This is a genomic window from Candidatus Finniella inopinata, assembly GCF_004210305.1.
Lineage (GTDB): Bacteria > Pseudomonadota > Alphaproteobacteria > Paracaedibacterales > CAIULA01 > Finniella > Finniella inopinata_A.
In genome coordinates this window covers 308,176-332,566 of sequence record NZ_SCFB01000004.1, presented here as the reverse complement: position 1 = coordinate 332,566, position 24,391 = coordinate 308,176, and the positions used below count along the sequence as shown (strand labels likewise).

Below are 24,391 nucleotides of genomic sequence, written 5' to 3'. Positions count from 1 at the left end.
TAATAAATCTAATTAGATTATTAATTAAAATCTCGACATGGACTTAAAGTGCCAAATTGATCTTAATAGTAATAAATACGCTATAAATAGCTGTTTTGTGATTAATTCGACAGCCTTTAATGATCTTGCTAAAGACTGAGTTAACTTTGATATGGCTTATCCTTTGTCTTCTTCCCGTCAAAAGGCCCTGACCACGGCGCAGGAGTTTTTTCGCATGGCTAACCTCCATCCGTCATCGGCAGAGTTCCGTTTAAAATGCCTTAATGATTATGGTTTTTATGATGGTACTGGCCAATGGGAAGCTCATGATTTACGGATCCTACAAGAACGGGGTCAGTTGCCTATTACGGTGAACATTTGTAAAGGATTTATCGATAACCTCTCTGGCGTTGAAATCCAATCTCGATACCGTATCGCGTGCCGTAACGATTCCCAAAACCCCGAAGATGATGCTTTGGCGGATGCCTTAACCCATCTGCTGTTTCATATCCAAGAAAACCAAGAAATCCCCTACAAGGGATCGTTAAAGTTTCGAGATTCCCTCATTTGTGGTCTGGGTTGGAGCTACCTTTACCAAGAAGATGGTGTTGTGTCGTATGATTATGTACATCCCTTCAACATGCTCCCTGACCCCGATGATTTGACACCCCAATACACGGCTATGAAATACGTCTGCCGCAAACGCTGGATGCGCCCTGATCGGGTTAAAGCGCGCTGGCCGCATACCGCTAAAGACATCGATTTCAGTGGGGACTTTGGGTATTACCAGGGAATGGAAAGTCCTGAGTTGATGGATCGAGAAGCCCTGTATACGGATCCTAATCTAGGTAACGGCACCAATCGCAGTCGGGTGTTGGTGGTGGAAGTCCAATACAAGGTGCCCGCTAAAATTTATAGGGGCTTGGATACCCAAGGACGATCGTTTGAGACGTTTCAGCTTGAAAAGGCTGAATCTCTGGCAGGGTCGGAAAAAAACCTAGAAGAGGTCCAAGGCGAACGCCTCATGCGTACCTTGTTCTTGGATAATACGCTTCTCGAACATGCACCGTTAGACGCCACGTTTCCGGATCAAAAGGATTTCAGTTACATCCCGATCGTCTTTCAGCGCCGGTTTAAGACAGGGGTACCCTATGGCCTCTTGGAAAGCATGAAGGACATCCAGCGTGACTGTAATGTGCGGGTGACCAAATCCGTCTATGCTATCAATTCGGCGAGGGTGGTCTTTGAAGGGAACCCCATGCCAGGGAGGGACATTGAAACCATTCGTAAAGAACTCAAAATCGCTGATTCTGTCATCCTGCTTCCCAAAGACTCCAAGTTTCAGGTCTCCAGTAATAGCCAACTGGGGGAAGAACAGCTGAAGATTGTGGAGTTATATTTGAACCTGATTCAACGGGTCACCGGCATTTATGATGAAATGCTGGGGATCCCAACCAATGCCACCAGTGGGATTGCTCAAAACATTCGCCAAGTCAACTCTGTGCGGAACAATGTGTTCGCCTTTGACAACTTCTCGCAGATGAAGAAACGTGAAGCCCGATTTTTATTAACCCTTCTCCAAGCCGGAGGTGAAGAGAACCTGGCGGTGGAGATTCTCAACCCCGAAGAGCGTAAACGCATCATTTTAAATCTTACCCGGATCATCGATGGCAAGCCGGTGGTCTTTAATGATATCCGCACCTTGCCTTTGTCCTTGTATGTCGAAGAAGTCCCAGATTACCAAAGCTCGTTTGCAGAACAAAAAGCCACCTTTGAATCCCTTCTCAGCAATGCCCATGCTCAATGGTTGATGTCCTCGCCAGAGCTACTAAGACGCCTCGGGGTCAGAGACCCTGAAACCGTTGCCAAGGAGATGCAAGCAGCGATGCAACAAAAGACCATGATGGAACAAGGTGTTGCTGGGCGAGGTCAGCCTATGCAGTTCCCTGGGCAATCCTCTCATCCACAACAACCCTCTATCCCTCAAACACCAGGAGTGCCATGATGACAAACATTTTTAAACAGGAGAATAATCCAAATGAAACCCAAAGTGCCAAAACACTTGAAGAAATGGGTGGCCCTTTTCTCAAAAATAGCCTGGATAAAGATACGATCTCTGATTTATTTAAAGATCGCGATTGGAACCCTTCTTCTGACAGAGATCAGAAAATACCTGAAAAGCCGTTACCAAAAAAACCCTCTTCCCCCGAAGAAGACGTCAACAGGGATACCATTTCTAAACAAGAAGAAAAGGATGAAGGCGAACCCCAACCCAAAAAACAAGAAACGCCGGTAGAGCTTCAGCGCCTGCAAGAAGAACTAACCAAGACCCAAAAACGCCTGACTGAAAACCAACAGTATGGCCGGCAAAATGCCCAGCGTTTAAAGAATGCTCTAAAGCTGACCAAAGAGTTTATGGAAGAAGGCTCATTAAGCGAAGAAGAAGCGGCTAAACTCATGGGCACGTTGGACACTGATGCTGAAGAGGATCTGTCTTCCTATTCCCCTCATCCCTTTGGAAAAGTGCTAGCCATAGCCAATCAGGAACTCGAGAATATCCGTAAATATACCGATGATGCTAGCTTAGATGATAAAATCCGAGCTTTTGATTATTTCCTGATGGTTGCCTCCAAAGAAGACCAAGACCAGGCCTTAGAAGACTTGACGGATATGAAAGACAACCCTCTTAAATTAGCTAAAGCGATGCTTGAAAGAGGGCAACGGTACCAAACCTCTTACCAAGAAATGAAAGCCGCTGGCAGCCTTTATGACTTGCTCAACAAAAAAGATCAAACCCTCGCAGATTTAAGGAAAAACCTTGACAAATTAACCAAAAAACTGGCACAGTATGAGGACTACGACAAGCCACGATACCGTCTGGATGAGATGGGTGAATCCGAAGAAGCTGCTTCCCAAGATTCCATCAGTTCTTTGTTCAACGATCGTGACCGTATAAGAAGAAGATAGAAAAGCCTCGCCATTATAGGCCCTTTTCAACTCTTCCGCTTGGATGGAAAGTCGATTGAGGTAACAGGAAGACAGCCCTGGTCATAATCAAGGCTCCTCTCTTCCTCGGTTAATTTCAGTCCCTCCTTTTTTGAAAAGACGAAATAGAAATATTTTTTGTTTTTTTAAAGCCTGAAGGAGGTTTTTGACCATGGCTCTCTATCCTGTCCCTGCTCCCGGTTATAACGGGATCAACCAAAACCTGTTTCCATTTGAAGTGGCCTCTTCTTTGTTCAAAGAATGGGTTCAAATCACGCCTCTCTACAATCTCATAGGCAATGAGCCCACCCGTCCGATTGTGCGGAAGAAACTGGGACCTAAAGAAGGCCTCCAATACCGCATGGGCAAACTCCAAGCCCTGGACTATAAAAACCCCATCGTCAACTTCGATCAACGCCGCGGTAATGCGCAACAGCAAAAGGTCGATTATGATGCGGTCAACGTGGATTTTAAAAGCTTTTTGGTTCAGATCAAAGGCTATGACATCCTCAATTACGGAACCCCCATTGAGTTGCCACCTTATGCGAGAACGCAGCTTGTCGAGGCTTTCTCACGGGCCTTAAACCGCGATTTATTTTTAGCCGCTACCACCGGGGCTTATCCAAACATGACCAATGGCGGCGCCAACTGTAACGTGGCCAACACCATCCCTTCCTATGACCGAGCGGTGATGGCTGGGTTAACCCCCACATTAGCTCAGTACTACGCCAATGCTGCGTTTCCGGTGTTGTTCAATGCCACCAACCCCGCGCCTGCCAACAATGGCCTCAGTGCAACGCACCTTAAAAACCTAAAATTAACGGCGGAACGCGGCGGCACAGCCATTAACCGAGAAGATGCGATTCAACCTGCTTACGTTCGAAACAAAGCCGGTTGGCCGATGAACAAATACATTTATCTGGCCCATCCGGAGAGCTTAACTTCCTTATTCGCCGATCCCTTATTTTCCACTTCGACCTTTAATCGAGGCACGGTCATCGATGCTGAGAATACGCCTCAAACCTTGAATGGGGCCGATTACATCGGGGAATTCTTTGGTATCAGCATCTATTCCTGCAAGGACTTGTATGAGTTTGAATTTACCAGTGCTGCCAACAATCACCGCATCGCTTGGAACCTGTTTATCGGCGCTGGGGCTTGGTCATTGGGTTGGGCAGAAGAACCGATGCTGGGCATGGAAAATGATCTGGTGGAAAGGATTCAGTTGTACTTTGGTCATGAGTTTCGGGGGCAAAAGATGCTGAAGTTTGCCAGTCAGCAAAATGCCAGGAACGCAGCCACCAACTTAGCGACCACAGTGGAACAAGGGATTTTGCATTCCTTTGTAGCCTTGACTTAAAGCAAAGCTGGAAGAATTTCCATTCGTAAAAAACCCCTGGGGAATAATCCCCTAGCGGGATGACCTTAAAACGATAAAGGAGATAAAAATGACCAGTGTTATCCGATATGTAAAAAGCACCACAACCGCGCCCAACGTCAATACAGCAGTCGGCTCAACAGGCAGTGACTATCAGCTTGTGGCCTTTGACATAACGACTACAGCCGGCATTGCCCAAGGAGCCAATTCCAATATTCTCACCTGGACAGGGGCTGGGAAGATCAAGTCGATCCAAAACGTCTTTATTAGAAATCCCGCTGATGGCGAAGTCATTCCGATGGGAGAAGTGGATCAAGCCACCCATACCATCATCACGCTCAATGATACCGGCAAAATCATCAACCTCAGTGTTCCTGGAGGGGGTGCTGCTCTGGATGCGGGGTGTGTGGTGTCGTTATTGTTGGTCATTGGTAACTATTAAGGGCCTAGGAGCGTTCTCTTGACTTTTCTTATTTTAGTTCTCCTCTTTTTGCTGTTCCTCATGAGCAAATTCTTTTCCAATCAGGGTTTTTGACTATGACGGTGGTACAGCTCTTAACATTGATGGGCCATTTATCTCTCGGCAATGATAATATCACGGCCGGTGAGCGGTCTATTTTCTTGCAATACCTGAACCTTGCGCACTATGAGCTTTATCAAGTCACAGCCACCTTTAACCAGGACTTGTACACCAAACAAGAAATCAATAAACCCGCCAATGTTGGCCTCATCGACCTGCCTGAAAAACCGTTTGTGATGGGAGGGGTCTCTGTGCCTTCTTTAAGAACCACCCTTAAGAAGATTTCCATCCAACGCGCACTGGAAATGGACCCAGAGTTTAAAAAACCGGGACCCCTGACAAGTTATGTCCTGAAGAAAAACACCATCCTCTTGGTGCCCTATCAATCCATGCCTTTGGATGTTGTGATTTGGTATATCCCAGAGGTTGCTCCCTTGACCGAAGATACTCAAGAGTCAAACATCCCCTATCCCTTAGCTTATCATCCCGTGTTAGTCGATGGGGCTTTGTATTATCTGTTTCAAGAAGAAGGGGGGTTTAAAAATGCCCAAAAAGCCTTGGCTGCTGAACAACGGTGGGAGATGGGACAATCTCGCTTGTTGAGTTATCTCTATAACGCCAGTGGCGAAACTCTTTCAACCTTTATGAATGTGTAACGCTGATGCTACAAGAAGGCAATTACACGGTTTTAGAGTTTTATCCCCCAACCGAAGGGATGAACCGGCTGATAGCCCCAGAAGCGCTTCCTCAAGGTTTTGCAAGTTCCTTGGAAAATATCCTCCCAACGCCTCTGGGTTCAGCGACGGTACGCTATGGCACCCGTCGGTTACAAGGCATGACCTTGGATGCGGATGCCTCCATCTTGGAAGCGTTTCCCTTTTCAATGCCCAATGGGGATAAGCAAGCGGTTCTGTATGTCCAAACCTTTGTCCATGACGCCACGGCACAAAACTTTGCCGTCTTGAACCCGCAGAGCTTCCGGTTTGACACCACCAATGCCGTTGCTTTTCAAACCGACACCCCGGTTAAAATCGAATATACCCATCGAGGCGATACCACTCTCTATTCTTCGATTGTGAATAAAACTGTCACAGGACAGACCGTGACCATAACGGTAGAAACCAATTCATTTCCGTTTCCCGTTGATGGTGTGACGCTTCATCGGGTGAGTTTTGCCCAAGGGTGCCTGTATGTTTATGATTTTCAAACGGCGACTTTAAGACCCGTGCTTAAAACCGGCCTCAGTGCAGGTTGCGTGCCAAGGTCGGTGACCTTCTTAAACAAACTGCTGATTTGTAATGGCGTGGATCGGGTTCTTATTTGGGATGGCGACACCCTCAGTGAGATGATGGAGTTTGTCAAAGAAGAAGCCACCCAGATCACACGCTTGGATGACCGACGGTTTTCTTTTTCCTGTACGGATAGCTTTGAGGCTTCTCATTATGTTGCAGATCGTATCATCCAGCTGCGGATCAATGGCTCTACCAGACGGCGAACGGTTGTCAATGCTGTCAGAGCCGGCAATACCGTGACCGTCACGGTCAGTATGAACATTCCTGCCTTTGTGGCTGATCATACGGAAATCCTTTACCAAGATTGGCCCCCAGCCTTTAGTTTTCTATCGGTCGCCCATAACCGACTTTGGGCTTTGGGTCCGGGGGCTGTCGGTCTGAAGTATCGAAATCCCGACCAAGCCTTGCGGGTCCATTTTAGTTATCAGTCCAATACCTTAAACGGCTGGTTTAATCCCACTACCAAGACCGTGCCCAGTATCAATCTGGCAGAAGGGCATGGCAGTCCTGATAATCTTGAAGCGATCGCTTTTGTGAATGGCCTCATGGTGTTCATGGGACGGCATAAGACTCAAGTCTGGACAGGATCAGAACCTTTAGGGGGATCGATTGACCCCACCAAGCCCAAGTTTGAGTTTTCCTCTCTGTTACCCATTGGTATTGTGCATGGCAATTTGGTGGTGGACATGGCCAATGATCTCTACTTTGTCAGTCAAAATGGCCTGTTATCGTTTAGTACCCTCAACATAGCCAGACAGTTTGCCGCCACGTCCAGTGACAGTGTGGATCCGTTAGTCAGGCAATACGTCAGCTCCACTACAACCTCCAATCAAGCCTATCGGGCATGTCGGTCTTTCAAATACCAATCCGGTGCCTTCTGTGGCTTTAAGATTGGCCTCAATAAGGTTTTGGTCTCTCTCTATTCAGCTAATCTGTATGCTTGGACGCTGTTCTCGGGGGATTTTGCCAAAGCCCAAACATTCTTGTCTGATTTGGATAATACTTTGTATCTGTTGATCGATAATCAACTATACCAATATGCTGATAGTACCGATTCGATCCCTGTTTATGGGGATAACAATGGAAAGGATTTAATATCCTTTTTATGGACGCCGCCCGTTATTAATTTTCCAGGCAAACGCTATGCCAACAAGCGTTATGAGATTGCCTGTGATTACCCCTCGAGCTTTGTCCTCAAAGACCAAAACACTGTCTGCTTGATGATTGCAGGGGATTTACGCAAGACCTTTCAGCTCCAGGATGACTATAAGCTTCAGTTTAAAGGCGACAGCGTGGGGGAGACGCCTTTTGTGAATCCCGCTGATGTAGGTTCCAACCCCAATGATCCGAATGAAGACGCTTTAGGGTTTCGCTTCGATGAACCCTATGGTTTTGTCAAAGGGCGTCTCAAGTTCCTCAGCTCCAGCTTTAGCTTGACCCTGACGGGCTCCACCCTCAGTGGCCCCCTAGTATTTAAAAAGATTCGTCTCTTTGGAATTGTGGAAAGGAGTTCGTAATGCCATTACCCACCAACAATAGCAGACCCAGTTTACCCTATACACCGGACCAATCCTTGCCCAATAACCAACGGTTTAATTTACTGGGCAAACGACCTCCGACAGCTCAGATGTTAGATGCGGAATTCAATTCCTTACAAGACGATGTCAATATGTTGGCCCATGGGATTAACGAGGTGGAAGCTGGCAATATTCCTGGATTTGATGATCCCTTGAATGCCAACAAGGTGTTAAAGACAGACGGTCATGGCACGTTATCCTTCACGCTGATCAACAGCAATCAGATGGCTCCTAATTCTGTCGTGGAAGCGGCTTTAGCGCCCCAAAGTGTGACAAGCCCCAAGATTGGGGATGGTGCTATTACATCCGCTAAAATTGCTAGTGACTCCATTCAAAACCGACATCTTCAAGCCAATTCGGTGAACACAAATGAACTGGTTGATCAAGCAGTAACGTCAGAAAAGTTAGCCCCCATCTCCGTGCAGACAGCGTCTATAGAAGATCAAGCGGTGACCACAGATAAGATTGCGGATCGAGCCATTACGACAGCAGAGATTGCCGATCGGGCCGTCACAACAGCCAAAATAGCCAATGCAGCGGTATCAACGCTTCAGCTGGGCTTAGGAGCGGTTACCACGAATGAGTTGAGTAACCTGGCGGTAACCAACCCTAAAGTTGCCCTGAAGGCCATTCGAGATACCAACATTGATGCTCAAGGATCTGCTACCAGTACGGTCCTCATGGCCACAGGGTCTGGGAATGTCAGTTTTAACAAAATATCTTCGGCGTCTTTTGATGGCTCGTTGATCCAAGACGGAACAACCCTTGGTTCGATCAATGGTTACAGTCTAGGCGCTGTGGGTGGCCTCATCTTTTGTATGTTCCAGATCATTTCTGGAAGTGATTCAAGCCTTCAATGGAAAGGATTTAACATTCGAAGAGCCACCTGCACTATGGAGGATGATTTTGGTGACTGCCTTGTCACGGTTACTTATAGGCGTCGCTCGCCAGGGCATTTGATTGGTTTTGCTGCGAGTAATATCTATTCTCCCACCTACTCAGACACTGGCTTTACATACAGGACACCTCACCATACAACTGCCTCCTATTTGATATTAGCCTACTTACCAGAAGGCAGTTAAAGGAGAACCGTATGCCTCTTCCCACCAATAAAAGTCGCCCCTCTCTCCCTTATGAGCCTGATCAATCGTTGCCCAATAACCAACGTTTTGATCTGCTGGGAAAAAAGCCGCCCACAGCGGAAATGTTGGATGCAGAGTTTAATGCCGTAACGGATGATATCAATCTTTTGGCCCATGCTATTAACGAAGTGGAAGCGGGGAATATCCCTGGGTCTTCTGATCCTTTAAATGCCAACAAAGTGTTGAAAACGGATGGACAGGGGAACCTGTCATTTGTCTTGGTGAATGCGGCGCAATTGGCTCCCAATGCGGTGGTTGAAGCGAGTTTATCATCTCAAAGTGTCACGACAACCAAGATTGGGGATGGCGCGGTGACGCAAGCCAAACTGGCCGATGGATCAGTTCAGACCAGAAACCTTCAAGAGAGTTCTGTGACAACCGATAAGCTTGCCGATAGAGTTATCACCTCACCCAAACTGGCGAGCGAATCTGTTCAAAGACAGCACTTGGTGGCCTATGCAGTAGATACTGACGAACTGGCCGATAATGCCGTTACGACCCCAAAGCTGGGCGCTTTAGCGGTAACGGCAGAGAAGCTCGCTTCTTCAGCAGTCACAACAGACAAAATGGCGAATTTAGCGGTAACCAATCCTAAAATTGCCCTCAAGGCTATTCAGACAACCAACCTTGATTCTCAAGCGGCTGCCAGTGGCACGGTTCTTATGTCTCAAGGATCTGGCAACACAACGTTTCAAAAGGTTGGGAGTTCCAGTATTGATGGCTCTTTGATCACCAGAGGAGCGGTTTTAGGATCGACCGATGGCTACACCCTTTCCCCTCAATTTCTGCCAGTGTTTTCTATTTTTGAGAACTTAGGGCCCCCTTCCTTTGGGCAATGGAGAGGATACAACATCCGAAGAGTGGTGATAGGAGGGAGCGGCGCCCCCACACCTTATTCGTTAAGAATCACCTTTAATGGGGGTTATGATTCAGATGAGTATGATCGGTATTGGTTATGGAACCCAGGGGCATATTATTCCTTTCATTTTAGAGGTGACCCCAGTTATCCAAGCCATCTTCCCAAAAATTGTGATCTCATCATCCCTCTCAATGGTCAATCGAACAATAAATTCCTTCTTTATTATTACCCTGAAACGAGTTGACACTCATGACGATTACCTTTCAAAACCTATCGCCTGAAGACGTTTGTACAAACCATCCTCGGTATTATCGAACGGATATTACCTGTTTTTTGATCCTGAAAGATCAAATATCGGCAAGGGCCTCCCCGGCTGGGCTTTATGGCCTGATCGATCGGGGTATCGATCCTGTGACAAACGTTCGTGAAGCGGAAGCGTTTTTAACCATCTTTCCTGCCTTTCGACACCAAATCCTTGGGAAGGGCTTTTTCTTAGGCTTGTTTGATCATGCGTTCAAGTCAGGGTTTGAGAAAGTCTATACCTGGACCCGCCTTACCAGTTGGCAAAAGCTTTTGGATCGGTTTGAGCCGTTAAGCATCCATCGTCTGGAAACCCCACCCGCCTGGAGTCTCGACTCGTCGGACATTGATCCAACAAAGGTTTGGTTCCTGAAACAAAAGAAAAAGGAGGTTTGATATGTGTTTTGGTGGTAATGATTCTGCTCCTCCTGCTCCGTATTATCCGCCGGTACCGCCGCCTGAAGAATTGATGGATGTGATTGACCATGTGACAGGGACCCAAGCGATTACGGTGGTGGGTGCTGATGGCAAGAAAAAACGGGTGATTGAACGGTTACCCAGAACCCCGGAGGAACAAGCCTTGTATGACCAGGCCGGTGACTTAATGACGCAGGCGATTACAGAGATACAACGCCTCAATGAGTATGATCCCTCAGCTCTGGTGGACTTTGCCCCGTTTGTTCAGGTGATGAATGATCTGAATACCGAGCGTAGGCAAGATATGGAAGAATTAGCTCGGGTTCCTGACTTTAATGGGTATGTCCAAAACTTTAAAGACATGAACAAAAGGGTTTTGGAAGAAGAATTCACCAGGCAACAAAATGAAGGCCAAGAATATCTCAACCGTCGAGGGTATGGCGATAGCACCGCCGCCATTGAAATGCGCAACACCTTGGGCAAAAACAAGGCCCAAGCGTTGGAAGAAAGCCAAGTACGAGGGGATCTATATGGACAACAGCTCAAAGGGGCTGACTTAGCCAACCGACAAGCAGCGTATGGTCTTCGAGAACAAGGACGCATGGGTCAGTTGCAACGAGCCCAGATGGAACATCAGTTAAGGTTAGATCAAAGGAACCAGCTGGATACAGCCCGTCAACAAGCCCTGCAGAACCAGATGGGCCTCTTTAATGTTGGTGCTGGGATTCGGGGCGAAGATGCCAACAGAGCCATGGCGAGCCGGGCTCCTGATTTAGCCAATACGATCTTTCAGCAAAGCAATATGGACAGTCTCAACCGTCATCAGGCTCAAATCAATCAGATTAACGCCCAGTATCAAAACCAAATGGCCCAGTATCAAGCCACCCCTCCCAGCTTTGGCGATACGATGTTGCATCTTGGGGGTATGGGTATCGGAGCGTATTTTGGCGGTCCCATGGGGGCGATGATGGGGTCTCAATTTTCTAGCACTGCCACGGGAAGAAGGAGATAAAAAATGTCCAATCCACACATTGAGATGATGAAACAAAATAGATTTCAACAAAAAGCCGGACAAACTGCAAGCAGAGCGGGTGTTCAGAATTTAGGACTCCTTGGGGCCATGGCCAAGCAAGGCCATGATATCCAAGCCAATGCCCCTGATCCCAGAAACGATATGGCTGACCTCTTGGGTAAAGCAGGAAAAGAGGTGACAGGGAATCGTCCCGCACGAGGATGGCGAGCGTTGCTATCCGGCATGCTAGCGGGTGCCGCTGCGGGTCTTAAAGGCAAAGTGTCTCAAGAAAAGAAGGAACAAGCCGAAAAGGTTGGACGTGTCTTTGAGTGGCTAGAAGCCAATGGCATGGCCATGGCTGAGAAGAACAAACAGCATGAGCTCAAGATGCAGGCAGAAGAAGAGTTGGAACCTCTCTTAAAAGATTACTCCCAGAATATGATGACCATGGCACCCTTAGCCAAAGAAAAGTATGCCGAGCATATCTTAGGCAGACTGAACGAGATCACGGGTTCTGATTATGAACTGTCGTCTATTGATCAGGTAAACCCGTTAAAGATCACCGTTAAAAGCCCATCAAACGGCAATGCCCTGTTTGTGCAAGACTTTAGCAAAAGAGTGGGTGGGGTCAATGCTGATCTGTATCAAAAGGCCGTTGACTTTGAAAGCCAAAAGTTCTCCCAAGAGAATCAACGCATTGCCATTGCCCAACAAAACACAGAAGGGCGCTGGAACCCTCAAAAACAGTTTGAGGTGGGCCTTGGTAAAGAAGGCGCTAAAAAGCTTGTCGATTCTATTAAGAAAGCCGAACAAGAAAACGCCACCTTGGAAGATGTCTTATATGCCACCAAGGAAGCCAGAGACCTTCTCTCCTCAGGCAAAGTGATCGCCGGTTCAGACTTAAGCGCCTATCTGCAACGCCTGACTGGCAAGGCCTTTAATACCGAAGGCATGACCGCGACGCAACTGTATGACACAGCTGCAGCCCAACTCTATGAGTTTGCCAAGGGGAACATCTCGTTTGGCAATACTAATCAAAAAGAATTTGAGTTTTTAACCAGTCGGATTCCTGAATCCTCTAAAACCCCTAAAGCCTTAGCCATGATGTTGGACCGGTTTGAGAAGAAGATTGAACGCAAAATGGCCAAGAATGAAGCCTTGATCAGCAAGATTCCTGATTACAGTCAGGGTTTGGAATCCAGGTCAGCGGGACTCATGCCTCAGGGAGGAACACCACAAGCAGGGGGGCAATCCGGTATTCAGGAACAACAAAGGACGTTTAAAGTCAAAGCGCCTAATGGTGCTATTGTTTTAGTGCCGGAATCTGAGATTGATGACGCCATCTCTCATGGTGGAACGGTGGTGCAATGATGGTTTCTAATTACTGGGATCGCTTCGCAAAAGTCGGTGAATCGCAAAACCAAGACAATACTTCCAATTATTGGGGACAGTTCCAAAGTGCGGAAGTAGGAGAATTATCGGAGCCACCAATAAACAATGATGGGGTACCACCCCAAGAACAACAACAAAATCACGGTCAAGATTCTTCTTTTTGGGAAAAGACCAAGCGTATTGCCGGCGTGGCTGCTCATGGCTTTTCTCAAGGTGTGGGAGGACTGGCTGATATAGCTGCCATAGCTGAGCAACGAAACACGCCTGAAGGATTTCCTTCAAAGACCGAGGTGGGGGTTGAGAAACAAACCTCGTCTGTTCCTTCTGATCCTGTCATCGCCGACTTTCTGGGTCAAAAGGTCAATCAGCTGTTCGGAAGCAACCTAAACCCGCAAGATGCCTTTGAGAAGTTTGTCCATTTGGCTGGTGAATTTTCGGTACCGATTCCTGGATTAGGGATTGCCAAGACTGGTGCAAAAGTAGCCAGTCTACCTATGAAGGCTTTAAAGCATGAAGCGTTAGCCGCGGGGGGAGCAGCAGGTATCACGGCAGCAGACGAAGCCGGCGTGGAAAGCACACTGGGCAAGATGGCAGCTGGTATTGGTGGGACGACGGCTGTAACGGCTTTAGGGGCCGTTAATCCAAAAGCATTAGCGTTAACTTTGGCGGGATTTGGCAAGAGCCAGCTGAAGACCAAAGCTTTAGATGCCGCCAAAAGAATTGGCGTTGATTTACCCGGTGTGGCGGCGACCGATGCCGTCGCTCCAGCCGCTGCCCATAATCTGATCAGTCGCATTCCGTACTTTGGTGACAAGATTCGAGAAACCCTATCTAAGACAGGAGAACAGTATCAGCGGTCCTTTGAGGAGTTGTTAGATAAAGTCTCGCCTCCGTTAACCGAAGATTTGTCGCAGGTGGCAAAAAGAATTTACGCCCCTCTAGAAAACCTTCTCCCTGCTACCGATACCATTGATCCGACCCCTTGGCTTCAAGAGATCAAGAAACTGGAAACCAAGCTGCAATCGGTTGCGAAGTCTGAACCCACCAAAAAGCTTTTAGGCGTTTTTAGGGAAATCAAGCAGAACTTGGAGGGCAAAACACAAGAAGCTCTGCCAGAGTATCTGGCAACGGCTTCAGAGACCGTCAAGAAGTCCCTGGAAAAGCAACTCCAGGAAGGGGCCCCTGCCGTTAAACCGATTACTGTTCAAGAGGCGGTACGGCAAAAAATAGAATTTAACAAGATGATGAAAGACAAGAATCTGTTTGATCGAGCGGATAGCGATAGCTTGTCTTATCTTCACAATCTTCAAGCCACCACCAAAACCATGTTAGAAGACTATGGCAAGCAAAATCCTGCCTTCTTACAAGCCCTTAAAAAAGCTGACTTGGAATACGGTGCCTACGCCAAAAGGGAGAATTTAGAAGGGTTATTGGGTGAAAAGCTATCGAGCTTGATCACCGAAGAACCTCAGTACAATCCCCTCATTAAAGCCCTTCAAAAGAAGGACAATCAGAAATTCCTCAAAAACAACCTCGGCCCTGAGAATTACCAAAAGCTTGGTGATTACGTCGACGTCGCCAAGGCCATGGAGAGTATCAAGCGCAATAATCAAAACCCTTCGGGATCGGGATGGGTTGGGGCCCTGGCAAGCATTGCAGGCGGTCTCTATGCAGCACCAGCCTATACAGCCAGTCTTTTAGCAGCAACCCAGGCTGGCACCAAGCTTCTCACCAGCAAACGATTTATCACCCTGGCTCATCGGTATGCCAAAAACCCCACCCAATCGACCGCTCAAAAACTAGAAGCCATTATAAAAGAGACAACAGGTAAGTCCTCTAACATTCTAAGCCAAGAACTGGGAGAGATTCAGAAACGTCAAGAAACATCAACCCATAACAAAGAAGAGTGAGTCAAGCGTATGCGTATTTTTAAACCAACCCCAATCTCCAAAATGATCTTGTGTGTATTTCTTCATCTCGCAGTCTGTCATTTCCTATCAGGATGCTCTGGTCCTGTTGTTGCAGAAATCGCCGAAGGCGTAACCGAGGGGATCATCGATCAAATAGAAGAATACGTCCAGGAGAAGAACCACAAGAAGTAAAAGCTATTAAAGCCTCTACTTCAACTCTGACCATCTTATCATACATCAAAAAAACTTTAACAATAAGGATATATCCCATGAAAAAAATTCTTCTCCCTCTTTTCTTAACGGTTGCCACCCTAGAGTGCGTATTCCGGCGAAAATCGAATAGTGATTCCGGTCTAAACCGAACGGCAATTCCGGCTCAATTCGAATGGTGATTCTGGTCTAATCCGAACGGCAATTCCGGCTCAAATCGAACAGTGATTCTGGTTTAAATCGAATAACGATTCCAAGACGAAGCGATGGCCTTTGACCTCCTGTATCAAGGAGACCTTTGGTTATAAAACGCGTTTTATGAACGCTGTATCCTTTTTTTGTTCAACAAAACATGAAAGGAACAGCCCATGTCACGGAGTCACATATCAATGAGAAAGATCAGAGAAATCTTACGTTTACGGTACAGCTGTGGATGTAGTTACCAGGAGATAGCCAAGAGCATTGGCATTAGCGCGAGTACGGCGGTTGAAGGCGTCAAGAGGGCAAAAGCAGTTAACTTAAGCTGGCCTGTGCCCGACAATCTAGGCGACGAAGAGTTGGAGATCAAGCTGTATCCGCCTGCTCAAAAAATCAATAAAGAACAACGGGGAGAGATTGATTGCATTTATATTCATAAAGAACTCAAGTGCAAGCATGTTACGTTACAATTATTATGGAGTGAGTATAAAGAAAAGTACCCCCAAGGGATTAGCTACAGCCAGTTCTGCGACGTTTACCGAGGATGGCGTAATTCAACACTTGATGTCTGGATGCACCAGACCCACAAAGCAGGAGAGAGACTTTTTGTGGATTATGCCGGTCAAACGATGTCCGTTGTAACGGATACGTCGACAGGGGAAGTCGGTGAAGCACAGATTTTTGTAGCTGCGCTTGGTGCGTCCAGTTTTACCTACGTGGAGGCCACATGGACCCAAACGCTTGCAGACTGGATCAAGTCTCACGTGAATGCGTTTGAATATTATGGTGGCTGTCCAGAGATTGTTGTGCCAGACAATTTAAAGAGTGGGGTCCATAAGGCGCATCTTTACGAACCTGATATCAACCCAACCTATCAAGATATGGCCTCTTATTACGGCGTCGCAATTATTCCAACAAGGTCAAGAAGTCCGAAGGATAAAGCTAAAGTTGAGAATGCAGTCCAACAAGTCGAGAGACAAATTCTGGCCAAGCTTCGTAACCGTACCTTTTTTAGCTTGAGCGAGTTAAACCAAGCTATTCAGCCACTTTTGGATGTCTTAAACCGACGTCCTTTCCAAAAACTGCCAGGATCCCGTTTAAGCCACTTTCAAGACCTTGAGAAACAGGCATTAAAATCCCTTCCAACAACTCGGTATGAGTACGCCGAGTGGAAAAAAGTTAAAGCCGGCTTCAACTACCATATTGAGTTAGACAAGCATTTTTACAGTGTTCCCTATGCCTTGGCAAAGGAATCTCTCTATGTTCGCTATGGACCGACGATTGTTGAAATTTTTTGTCAGAATAAATGTGTCGCGACCCATGTCAGAAGTTATGGTGCCAACGGATATACGACAAATACTCTGCACATGCCAAAAGCTCATCAAGCACAGGTGGAATGGACACCCGAACGAATTGTTTCTTGGGCCAAGAAAACGGGGGAAGCAACGGCAAAATTGATAGAAGTCATCATGGCTTCACGCGCCCATCCTCAACAGGGGTTTCGCACGTGTCTTGGGATTTTAAGGCTCGGCAAGAGTTACGGTGAAGACCGTTTAGAGCTGGCTTGTAAAAGGGCTTTAGAGATAGGAGGCCACAGTTACAAAAATGTTGAATCTATTTTGAAGAACAAGATGGATCAACAGTCTTTATCCTCGTCCTCAGAAGTCAATAGCCTCTCTGATTCTCACGAATATATTCGTGGCCAAAAATACTTTAAATAATCTAAAAAAGGAGACCCTTTCATGTTACTGAATCCAATTGTTTACAACCTTCAAAAACTTCGTCTTCATTCTATGGCAAAAGCCTTTAAAGAACAGCTGGAGCAACCAACCATAACGCAGCTGAGCTTTGAAGAACGTCTTGGCTTGTTGGTTGATACAGAAGTCATCGCCCGGGAAAACAGGCAATTACAGGCACGCTTGCGCAGTGCCAAACTACAGCAGACGGCCTGCCTTGAAGATATTGACCATTCATGTCAGCGTAACCTAGACAAATCTTTGTTGGCCACACTTTCTCAATGCCAATGGGTTGCTTCTCATCATAATATTTTGATTGTTGGGCCGTGTGGCACGGGGAAAACATTCTTGGCTTGTGCTCTGGCCCACAAGGCTTGCCTTCAAGGTTATAAAGTTCATTACTGCCGCCTCAGTCGCTTGCTTAGCGAATTGCAGCTTGGAAAGGGGGATGGGAGTTATGGAAAAAGAATGAGTGAACTTGCTAAAACGGAGGTTTTAATTTTAGATGATTTTGGATTGTCTATTCTGACAGATGAGCAACGCCGTGACTTATTGGAGGTTTTGGATGACCGACATGATAAACGCTCTACGATTGTCACCAGTCAGATTCCTGTCAAACTCTGGCACGAAACCATAGGAAATGAGACGTTAGCGGATGCTATCCTCGATAGGTTGGTTCATAATTCTTATAGGCTTGAAATTAAAGGGGAATCTATGAGAAAAGTGAGGAGTAAAGAAAAGGATCAGGAAAACACCAAACAAAAAAACATCGAGGGTCCTTTGCATGACACAACGGAAATCACAAACAATGAAGGGGTGAAAAAATGAGATAAAATCGGAGAGTTCGCTTCTCTTTGATTCGTATTCGAATTAAACCAGAATCCGCGTTCGGATAAAACCGGATTCACCGTTCGAATTAAACCGGAACGGCCATTCGGATAAAACCAGAATTGCCGTTCGAATTAAACCGGAACGGCCATTCGGATAAAACCAGAATTGCCGTTCGAATTCGCCGGAATACGCACCCTAGAGGGAACCCATGCTGATTCAGGGTTGTTTAACGGCTTTTATTTAGGTGGGAATTTAGGAGGCATCCAACATCATGTCCAGACCAGTTTCCCCTCCATCGATTGGACGGTGAACGTCAAAGATTCTTCCCTCAATAAGAAAACCGCCTATGATTCGTTGGTTTATGGCCTTCATGCCGGATATGGCCACAACTTTTCTGGGTTTTACCTCGGTTTAGAGGTTAATCTTGAACAGGACACGTCTCGTCAGAAAGCAACATATGATATCGAAACCATTAAAACAGGAGCTGTTTCCTATCAATATCCAACAAAACTGACAACTCAATACCAACGCGGTCTTGTCTTGGGTGTCGCCCCTCGTATTGGTGCTGTCACTGCGAATGATAATCTTTTGTATCTGAAATGTAGCCTTGGGATGAGTCGTGATAAGGTTGAAGCCTACCATGCCTGGCAAGAGGTCAATGTCAGAGGATTTATCATCCCTGGAAGTGGAGCTTGCAAAACCGTCTCGGCCTCGAAAAGGCAAATTGTTTTTGTGCCCGGGATTGGATATGAACGCGCTTTTGGAAGCATGGTCATCCGTCTTGAATATAATTATAATTTAGGAGCCAAGGTTAAAACTCCTTGTTTGATGGAGAATACTATGCCCAAAGACACGCTGGCAACGCTTCAATATTCCGCTCATGTTATTAAGGCGGGATTGTCTTATCAGTTCCAGCCTAAGGGACTGGTGATTTTTTGAAGCGCCAGTCCGTCTTCTCAAGACATGCATCATCACCCTTTAAAATTAAAATGGATAACCTCAAAAGCCCTATCTAGTCCCTATTTCCTAAATTGATTATAGACCGACTCTAGCTTGGAAAGATAGGGCAAATGACACCACGGACACCCTGTTCTTAGCATAAAAACAGCATTCAATAACTCTCTCTTAGTGTGTTTAATCGGCCGCGCTAGATTGCTGTCTCTCTTACAACCAATAACCGCGGTTCTTAATAGAATAATACATTAAATATACTGCTCTAAATTTATTTAAAGATGTCTGAGAACCAATATATCCATAAAAGTCATAATGTATCGGTATTGTTGTGTAATTTGGTTTGTGCAGCAAAATATCACAGGGTAGTTTTTAAGGAACGAGTGGATAAAATTTTAGAAGAGACTTGTTTAAAGATTTCTAAACGATTGAGATCGTATTTTTAGAAGTTAGAACTGGCCAAGACCATGTCCGCCTTTTGATTCAATCTGTTCTAATGTGCAGTCCTAAAAAAGTGCTTCAAGCTCTTAAGAGCATTACAGTACGAGGGATTTTTAGATTTATGCCTGAGGCGAAGAAACAGTTATAGAGAGGGGAGTTTTGAGGTGAGAAATATTTTATTAATACTGTAAATCAGCATAGTAATGAAAAAAATAGATAATTATATTAAAAACCAAGAGGAAGAAAAGGCGTATGAAATTCTCCGCAAATAATTACAGTTAGCATTATATCTTGTTTTGAGGTTATAACAAAATTGTCCTTTCGAAAAAATCTCAATACCCCTTTGGCTCTTACTTCACAAGGGATTACCTTGAGCAAAAAAACTCTAATCACAAACTTCCTCGGCTGCTGTAAGAGGTGCAAAAAATTTCTTAGTCAAATTAATTTTTTAAAAGTCAAATTGATTTTTTAAAAAAATTCTCAAACATTGACTCCTGTCAAGTGTGATATATCATGGACAGACTCAATAGTGAGTCTGAATAAAGGAAGGTTCTAATGATGAATAATATTCAGTTGTTTGTATCTCTTGGTGCGGCTTCGGAGATGACTCTCGGGACGTGTAGTAATAGTTTTGAAAACTTTGGTATGAAATGGGCGTGATTTAGGTTGTTGAAATCCTCTGTTTTGAAGCTTTATTAACTTAATAAATAGGTTTTAATATGAAGACAAATGAAAATATAGTAAAAAAAATCAGTCAGTTGTTTGTATCTCTTGGTGCAGCGTCAGAAATGACTCTCGGAAATGGTTGTACTAGTTTTGAAAACTTTGGCTCTAAGTATTGTAACTGTCATTAATTGAATGGCGGTAGGTCAAGGATATTCAGTTATGAATAGTTTCTTGGTTCAATTTGAGTGGGCGCCTGGTGTTTACGGCGCCCTTTGTAATGACAGGTTTGTGATACTTAAAGCCTCCGATGATGAGTATCTATCTATGTCTGTTGAGTCAAGTGTTTTTTTATCCAAAATTTTGAGAGAAGTTTTTGTAAAAAATGGTTTAGAGTATTCCAGTGAGTTTAATTCTTGCGATGGGCTGTACATAAGCCAACACATAATTTTGTTTATTAAAAATGGCTTAATAGTTGAAGCAGCATGTAGACAAAGAAACAATAGAGTAGCTTCTCCAAAGATAGCAGGCGGTATTAAAGTACGTGAATGGGTTTCAGATATTAAAATTGAACACAAAGTAAAAAAAACTTTAGTAATTAAATCTTTTTATTTATTGCTGAAAGTGCATAGAGTCATAAAACGCGACAAGATAAAGGGCATCCTTTCCCTTCTTCAAACCGTCGAAAGTAAGATACCCCGATTTTCTTACTCAAAAAGTGAAGAACTTTCAGCTGCGGTTGAAGCTGCAAGTTTTTTTTATCCTAAAAAAACTATGTGCCTTGCATTTGCCGCAACATTAGCGCTTTTACATAAAAAACAAGGATTAAATTGTGATTTTGTAATAGGTGTTCAAAATTTACCCTTTTATGCTCATGCTTGGGTTCAAGTCCAGGGTAAAGTAGTTAATGACAGAGAAGAGCTCAACATTAAGCTTGCCCCTATATTGTTTTTAAGTGTTTAATTTTTAGGTTTTTTAATATACAATGAATGTAATTTTTTCAGGAATCTTTTATTCAAAAAAAAGTTTTATAACGGATGCTATTAAAAATAAAACCATAAATTTGGTATCCCCCGCGATAAGTGAAAATAAAACTATTATTGAAACACCATTCTCCCAAGTTATTGCAGGAAGACGTAAAGGTTGCCAACAATCATATTACGATTTTTTTATAATAGAAGCTTCCGATTCAAAAACCTCATATAAAGGGTTTTTGGCTGGAAATTTATATAATAAAAGCACTAGCACAGAATCATCCAAAAAAGTGAATTTTTTAGAAGTAAATATAATAAGAAAAATAGTAGAGACAAAAGGTCAATATTTATCTGAAAATTTTTGGGGGCAGTATATTCTGCTATGCCAGGATTTGGAAAACAAGAAAATTTATATTTTCCCAGACCCAATTGGCTATAGTTCGCTGTTTTATGCAGAAACGGAACAAGGTATTTTATTTTCTTCAGACTTATGGTGCCTTGCGGACCAAATAGAGAAAAATATTTCAATCAATTATTTTGTATCTCAGCTAAGCAGTATGGGAGGACTTCTAAATTCAAACACGACTCCTTTTTCAGGAATAAAAGAATTACCCCATGGTAATTGCATTATAATCACCAATGATAATTTTGAGATAACTGAGTTTTGGAACCCTTGTAATACTAAAATACTGGATAGCAAAAATAAGGGATGTTTAGAAGTTTTTTTTGATGTTATCTCTGCTCAGATCAAAGAAAATCATAACACATCCCTATTTCTTTCTGGTGGTAGCGATTCAAGTTCTCTGTTGATGGCCTTAAAGCATCTTAAACCTACAAAACATCTAATAGAAGCGCTTAATTTGAGAGACTTAGAGGTTTCTTCATCTGACGAATCTAAAGAAGCTACCAGAATTGCTGATTCCCTGGGTATAAATTTAAATTTCTATGATTGGGACAATCCGTATTCTTTAATGCAATCTAGTAATATGTATATGAGGTTTGATAAGCCCCATGTATCTCTTCTCAACCGGCGTTCAATCATTGAGCAAGAAAATATTATGCTTAAGAATGGGGATACCGTTTTTTGGAGTGGTCATGGTGGTGATCATTTGTTTTGCCAAGGAAATACTGTTTATAAATCAATAGCTGATTATTGGATTAAACATAAAAATAAGGGGATTACTAAAAAAATTATTGAATTATGTGCCCTTCATAAAATCCCATTGGCAATGGTATTGAAAGATAATATTCAAGCTTTATGGAAATATTACAGAGGCGATCATCAGCAACATGACTTGCTAAATTTTGGGAAACCAAAATGGCTTTTGCCTGAATTTCATAATCTTGAATATGATCGGGATGCTATTTATCCTTATTTTTTTGAAGATTTGAAGAATTGTCCTCCAGCGAAGGCCATTCAGGTTCTTTCTATTTATGAAGGAGTAAATCAAACAAAAGTCTCTGAGAAGCTTAATAGAGTACCAACTATATACCCCTTTTTTGCACAGCCTTTGGTTGAGTTTGCTTTAGCATTACCAGTATATGAATCATTTGATAAGTTTGATACAAGACTACCATTTCGTGAGGAAATTAGGAATTTTTTTAAAAACAATATAGTTTTAAGGAGCACTAAAGGTGAGACCTCAGGAATGTTACAAAGAGGGATAGAACAAAATATTAGAGAAATTTATGCATTATGTTTAGATGGCTATTGCGCAAAACAAAAAATCTTAAATACAAGAATTCTTGAAGAACATATTGAGATGGTAAGAGGTGGTAAAGTTGATGAATTACATTCTATCCTTAACTTAATTTCCGTGGAGTTATGGTGTCGTGACTGGGGATTGTAATTAAATTCTACAATAAAAACTAAATGAATTTTACTAGTGAGGTTAGATACAGTGAAGATTATTTTTGGTCCCAACGATAGATTAAAGAAGTATTTAGCCGTTTTTAAACCGATTTTTTGGGAGTTATTATCAGAAAATAAAGTTGTTTGTCTGTTAAGCTTTTCGCTACTTATCTTAGCATCTTTAATAAACGTTACATTGCCATATCTGTTTAAAAATGTGCTTGATTCTCTAAATACGCAAGAATCTATATATAGTATTTTCTATGCTATCGCTTTTTATTCGATAATATGGATATTAAACAATTTTTCCCCAATAATAAAAGAATTCTTTATCTCAGTAATAAAGCAAAAATTTTCTTTACACTTAATACATAGAACCTTATCTCATATATTTAATTTGTCTTTCTATCAATATATTGATTACAGTGTAGGAAAATTTTCCAATCTATTCGTTAAAGCTAAAAACAGCATTCCTCCTATATTTTGGACTACTTTTTTTATTGTTATTCCTTTGGTGTTAGAGATATTCATAGTTACTTTAATTCTTTTGATGACATACCCGATATTTTATGCCTTTCTTTTATTGACATCATTTTTATTGATTTTTTCTTTTGCTTTTTACACAACCAAGTTGGCATTAAAAGCTCGCGAAAAAGCTAATATTAAAGATATGGAAACTGATTCAACTATCCACGATTGGATTATGAATTATGAGGCAGTCAAGCTTTTTGATATAAAAAAACAAATAATGGAACGAGCAGATGTAATATTAAAAGAGAGAGCTTTGTCCGAAATAAATGTTCAAAAAATATACGATTTTTTATTATTTGCGCAGGCGTCAATATTAGGCTTATGTTTTACAATGATAACTGCAATTCTTGGTTATTATGTTTATACTAGAGAATTAAAATTTTCAGATTTTATCTTAATACATGGGTATTTAACTCTATTTATAAACCCAATAAATGCTTTAGGTTTTGTATTGAGTGACTTAAAAAAGTCTATTATTGATCTAAAACAGTTGTTGGACTTTTTTTTAATGACAAATCAAGAGGAAAAGATAACATCAGTAAAATTATTATCACAACCTCTAAGGATAGATTTCATTAATGCTTCATTCCACTATGACAAAAAAGTTATTTTAAATGATGTATCATTTACATTGGAGGCTGGTAAAATCACAGGCTTGATTGGAGAAAGTGGTATAGGAAAATCCACGATAATGATGCTTATATTAAAACTTCGTAAGCTTTGTAGTGGAGAAATTTTAATTAATGGAAATAACATTTCTGATATTTCTCAAGAAGAAATTGCTAGATTATTCAATATTATTCCTCAAAATACATCTATATTCAATGATACAATTTATAACAATGTTCTTATATCAAACTCTAGTTCAGATTTTAAAAAGGTAAAAGAAGCTGTTGAATTAGCTTGTTTGAGTAATTCTATAGATAGTATGCATGATCAATATAAAACAGTCGCGGCGGAAAGAGGTATGAAATTATCTGGAGGAGAAAAACAAAGAGTTTCTATCGCAAGATTTTTTTTAAAAGATAGCTTGAATTGCTTAATTGATGAACATACAAATTCTTTAGATACGGATGTAAAAAACATAATACAATCAAACATTCACGCATTTATCACAGGAAAAACATCTCTTATTATTTCTCACGATTACTCTATTCTGCAAAATGCAAATAGGGTGTTAGAATTAAGAAATGGTAAGATATCAATCATTAAGTAAATTAGGATAACTGATTTGCCAGCTT

18 protein-coding genes and 1 pseudogene are annotated in these 24,391 nt (G+C 43.2%); all 19 read left to right on the top strand.

The window, feature by feature from the left end; translation table 11 throughout:
* The first annotated feature begins 151 nt into the window (after positions 1–151).
* The 19 genes and pseudogenes from EQU50_RS03410 to EQU50_RS03315 all read left to right on the top strand — a co-directional run bounded on the left by EQU50_RS03410 (position 152) and on the right by EQU50_RS03315 (position 24,366).
* Positions 152–1,984, top strand: coding sequence for a portal protein (locus EQU50_RS03410; protein WP_130153742.1), 1,833 nt, complete (start codon positions 152–154; stop codon positions 1,982–1,984).
* On the top strand, positions 1,981–2,946 hold the full coding sequence (locus tag EQU50_RS03405) for a hypothetical protein (protein WP_130153741.1): 966 nt from the start codon (positions 1,981–1,983) through the stop codon (positions 2,944–2,946). The genes EQU50_RS03410 and EQU50_RS03405 overlap by 4 nt, the downstream gene beginning before the upstream one ends.
* 190 nt (positions 2,947–3,136) lie before the next feature.
* Positions 3,137–4,324: a DUF4043 family protein gene (locus EQU50_RS03400; RefSeq protein WP_130153740.1), complete on the top strand. Its 1,188-nt coding sequence runs from the start codon at positions 3,137–3,139 to the stop codon at positions 4,322–4,324.
* An 88-nt stretch (positions 4,325–4,412) separates the two neighbouring features.
* Positions 4,413–4,784: a hypothetical protein gene (locus tag EQU50_RS03395; protein ID WP_130153739.1), complete on the top strand. Its 372-nt coding sequence runs from the start codon at positions 4,413–4,415 to the stop codon at positions 4,782–4,784.
* A gap of 95 nt (positions 4,785–4,879) precedes the next feature.
* On the top strand, positions 4,880–5,518 hold the full coding sequence (locus EQU50_RS03390) for a phage adaptor protein (RefSeq protein WP_130153738.1): 639 nt from the start codon (positions 4,880–4,882) through the stop codon (positions 5,516–5,518).
* A 5-nt stretch (positions 5,519–5,523) separates the two neighbouring features.
* Positions 5,524–7,671 carry a hypothetical protein gene (locus EQU50_RS03385; RefSeq protein ID WP_130153737.1) on the top strand — a complete coding sequence of 716 codons (2,148 nt, stop codon included), beginning with the start codon at positions 5,524–5,526 and terminating at the stop codon, positions 7,669–7,671.
* A complete protein-coding gene (locus EQU50_RS03380) occupies positions 7,671–8,813 on the top strand; it encodes a hypothetical protein (protein WP_130153736.1) in 1,143 nt (380 codons plus the stop codon). Before EQU50_RS03385 ends, EQU50_RS03380 begins: the two co-directional genes overlap by 1 nt.
* An 11-nt stretch (positions 8,814–8,824) precedes the next feature.
* Positions 8,825–9,976, top strand: coding sequence for a hypothetical protein (locus tag EQU50_RS03375; protein ID WP_130153735.1), 1,152 nt, complete (start codon positions 8,825–8,827; stop codon positions 9,974–9,976).
* A gap of 5 nt (positions 9,977–9,981) precedes the next feature.
* Complete coding sequence (locus tag EQU50_RS03370; protein WP_130153734.1) at positions 9,982–10,428, top strand: hypothetical protein; 447 nt, start codon at positions 9,982–9,984, stop codon at positions 10,426–10,428.
* 1 nt (position 10,429) lies between these two features.
* On the top strand, positions 10,430–11,461 hold the full coding sequence (locus EQU50_RS03365) for a hypothetical protein (protein WP_130153733.1): 1,032 nt from the start codon (positions 10,430–10,432) through the stop codon (positions 11,459–11,461).
* Between the two features lie 3 nt (positions 11,462–11,464).
* Positions 11,465–12,832 carry a hypothetical protein gene (locus EQU50_RS03360; RefSeq protein WP_130153732.1) on the top strand — a complete coding sequence of 456 codons (1,368 nt, stop codon included), beginning with the start codon at positions 11,465–11,467 and terminating at the stop codon, positions 12,830–12,832.
* Entirely contained in the window at positions 12,829–14,763 is a 1,935-nt protein-coding gene (locus tag EQU50_RS03355; protein ID WP_130153731.1) for a hypothetical protein, read from the top strand. The genes EQU50_RS03360 and EQU50_RS03355 overlap by 4 nt, the downstream gene beginning before the upstream one ends.
* Before the next feature lie 599 nt (positions 14,764–15,362).
* On the top strand, positions 15,363–16,892 hold the full coding sequence (istA, locus tag EQU50_RS03350) for an IS21 family transposase (RefSeq protein WP_420886594.1): 1,530 nt from the start codon (positions 15,363–15,365) through the stop codon (positions 16,890–16,892).
* Positions 16,893–16,913: 21 nt separating this feature from the next.
* Positions 16,914–17,735, top strand: coding sequence for an IS21-like element helper ATPase IstB (istB, locus tag EQU50_RS03345; RefSeq protein WP_130153461.1), 822 nt, complete (start codon positions 16,914–16,916; stop codon positions 17,733–17,735).
* Positions 17,736–17,903: 168 nt separating this feature from the next.
* Entirely contained in the window at positions 17,904–18,677 is a 774-nt protein-coding gene (locus EQU50_RS03340; RefSeq protein ID WP_165380323.1) for an outer membrane protein, read from the top strand.
* A 293-nt stretch (positions 18,678–18,970) separates the two neighbouring features.
* Positions 18,971–19,402: pseudogene (tnpA, locus tag EQU50_RS03330) on the top strand (IS200/IS605 family transposase).
* A 613-nt stretch (positions 19,403–20,015) separates the two neighbouring features.
* On the top strand, positions 20,016–20,756 hold the full coding sequence (locus tag EQU50_RS03325; RefSeq protein ID WP_165380322.1) for a lasso peptide biosynthesis B2 protein: 741 nt from the start codon (positions 20,016–20,018) through the stop codon (positions 20,754–20,756).
* Positions 20,757–20,778: 22 nt separating this feature from the next.
* The gene (locus tag EQU50_RS03320) at positions 20,779–22,617 is read left to right on the top strand and encodes an asparagine synthase-related protein (protein ID WP_130153728.1); all 1,839 of its coding nucleotides are present in this window, start codon (positions 20,779–20,781) and stop codon (positions 22,615–22,617) included.
* Positions 22,618–22,653: 36 nt separating this feature from the next.
* Positions 22,654–24,366 (top strand): ABC transporter ATP-binding protein, encoded by a 1,713-nt coding sequence (locus tag EQU50_RS03315; protein WP_165380321.1) that lies wholly within the window; start codon positions 22,654–22,656, stop codon positions 24,364–24,366.
* Positions 24,367–24,391: the final 25 nt, after the last annotated feature.

What these genes read in the sequence shown, in the direction of transcription:
- EQU50_RS03385 (WP_130153737.1), top strand. Translation starts at nt 5,524, where the DNA reads ATGCTACAAGAAGGCAATTACACGGTTTTAGAGTTTTATCCCCCAACC.
- EQU50_RS03380 (WP_130153736.1), top strand. Translation starts at nt 7,671, where the DNA reads ATGCCATTACCCACCAACAATAGCAGACCCAGTTTACCCTATACACCG.
- EQU50_RS03355 (WP_130153731.1), top strand. Translation starts at nt 12,829, where the DNA reads ATGATGGTTTCTAATTACTGGGATCGCTTCGCAAAAGTCGGTGAATCG.
- EQU50_RS03390 (WP_130153738.1), top strand. Translation starts at nt 4,880, where the DNA reads ATGACGGTGGTACAGCTCTTAACATTGATGGGCCATTTATCTCTCGGC.
- EQU50_RS03365 (WP_130153733.1), top strand. Translation starts at nt 10,430, where the DNA reads ATGTGTTTTGGTGGTAATGATTCTGCTCCTCCTGCTCCGTATTATCCG.
- EQU50_RS03400 (WP_130153740.1), top strand. Translation starts at nt 3,137, where the DNA reads ATGGCTCTCTATCCTGTCCCTGCTCCCGGTTATAACGGGATCAACCAA.
- istA (WP_420886594.1), top strand. Translation starts at nt 15,363, where the DNA reads ATGAGAAAGATCAGAGAAATCTTACGTTTACGGTACAGCTGTGGATGT.
- EQU50_RS03360 (WP_130153732.1), top strand. Translation starts at nt 11,465, where the DNA reads ATGTCCAATCCACACATTGAGATGATGAAACAAAATAGATTTCAACAA.
- EQU50_RS03410 (WP_130153742.1), top strand. Translation starts at nt 152, where the DNA reads ATGGCTTATCCTTTGTCTTCTTCCCGTCAAAAGGCCCTGACCACGGCG.
- EQU50_RS03405 (WP_130153741.1), top strand. Translation starts at nt 1,981, where the DNA reads ATGATGACAAACATTTTTAAACAGGAGAATAATCCAAATGAAACCCAA.
- istB (WP_130153461.1), top strand. Translation starts at nt 16,914, where the DNA reads ATGTTACTGAATCCAATTGTTTACAACCTTCAAAAACTTCGTCTTCAT.
- EQU50_RS03320 (WP_130153728.1), top strand. Translation starts at nt 20,779, where the DNA reads ATGAATGTAATTTTTTCAGGAATCTTTTATTCAAAAAAAAGTTTTATA.
- EQU50_RS03325 (WP_165380322.1), top strand. Translation starts at nt 20,016, where the DNA reads ATGAATAGTTTCTTGGTTCAATTTGAGTGGGCGCCTGGTGTTTACGGC.
- EQU50_RS03375 (WP_130153735.1), top strand. Translation starts at nt 8,825, where the DNA reads ATGCCTCTTCCCACCAATAAAAGTCGCCCCTCTCTCCCTTATGAGCCT.
- EQU50_RS03370 (WP_130153734.1), top strand. Translation starts at nt 9,982, where the DNA reads ATGACGATTACCTTTCAAAACCTATCGCCTGAAGACGTTTGTACAAAC.
- EQU50_RS03395 (WP_130153739.1), top strand. Translation starts at nt 4,413, where the DNA reads ATGACCAGTGTTATCCGATATGTAAAAAGCACCACAACCGCGCCCAAC.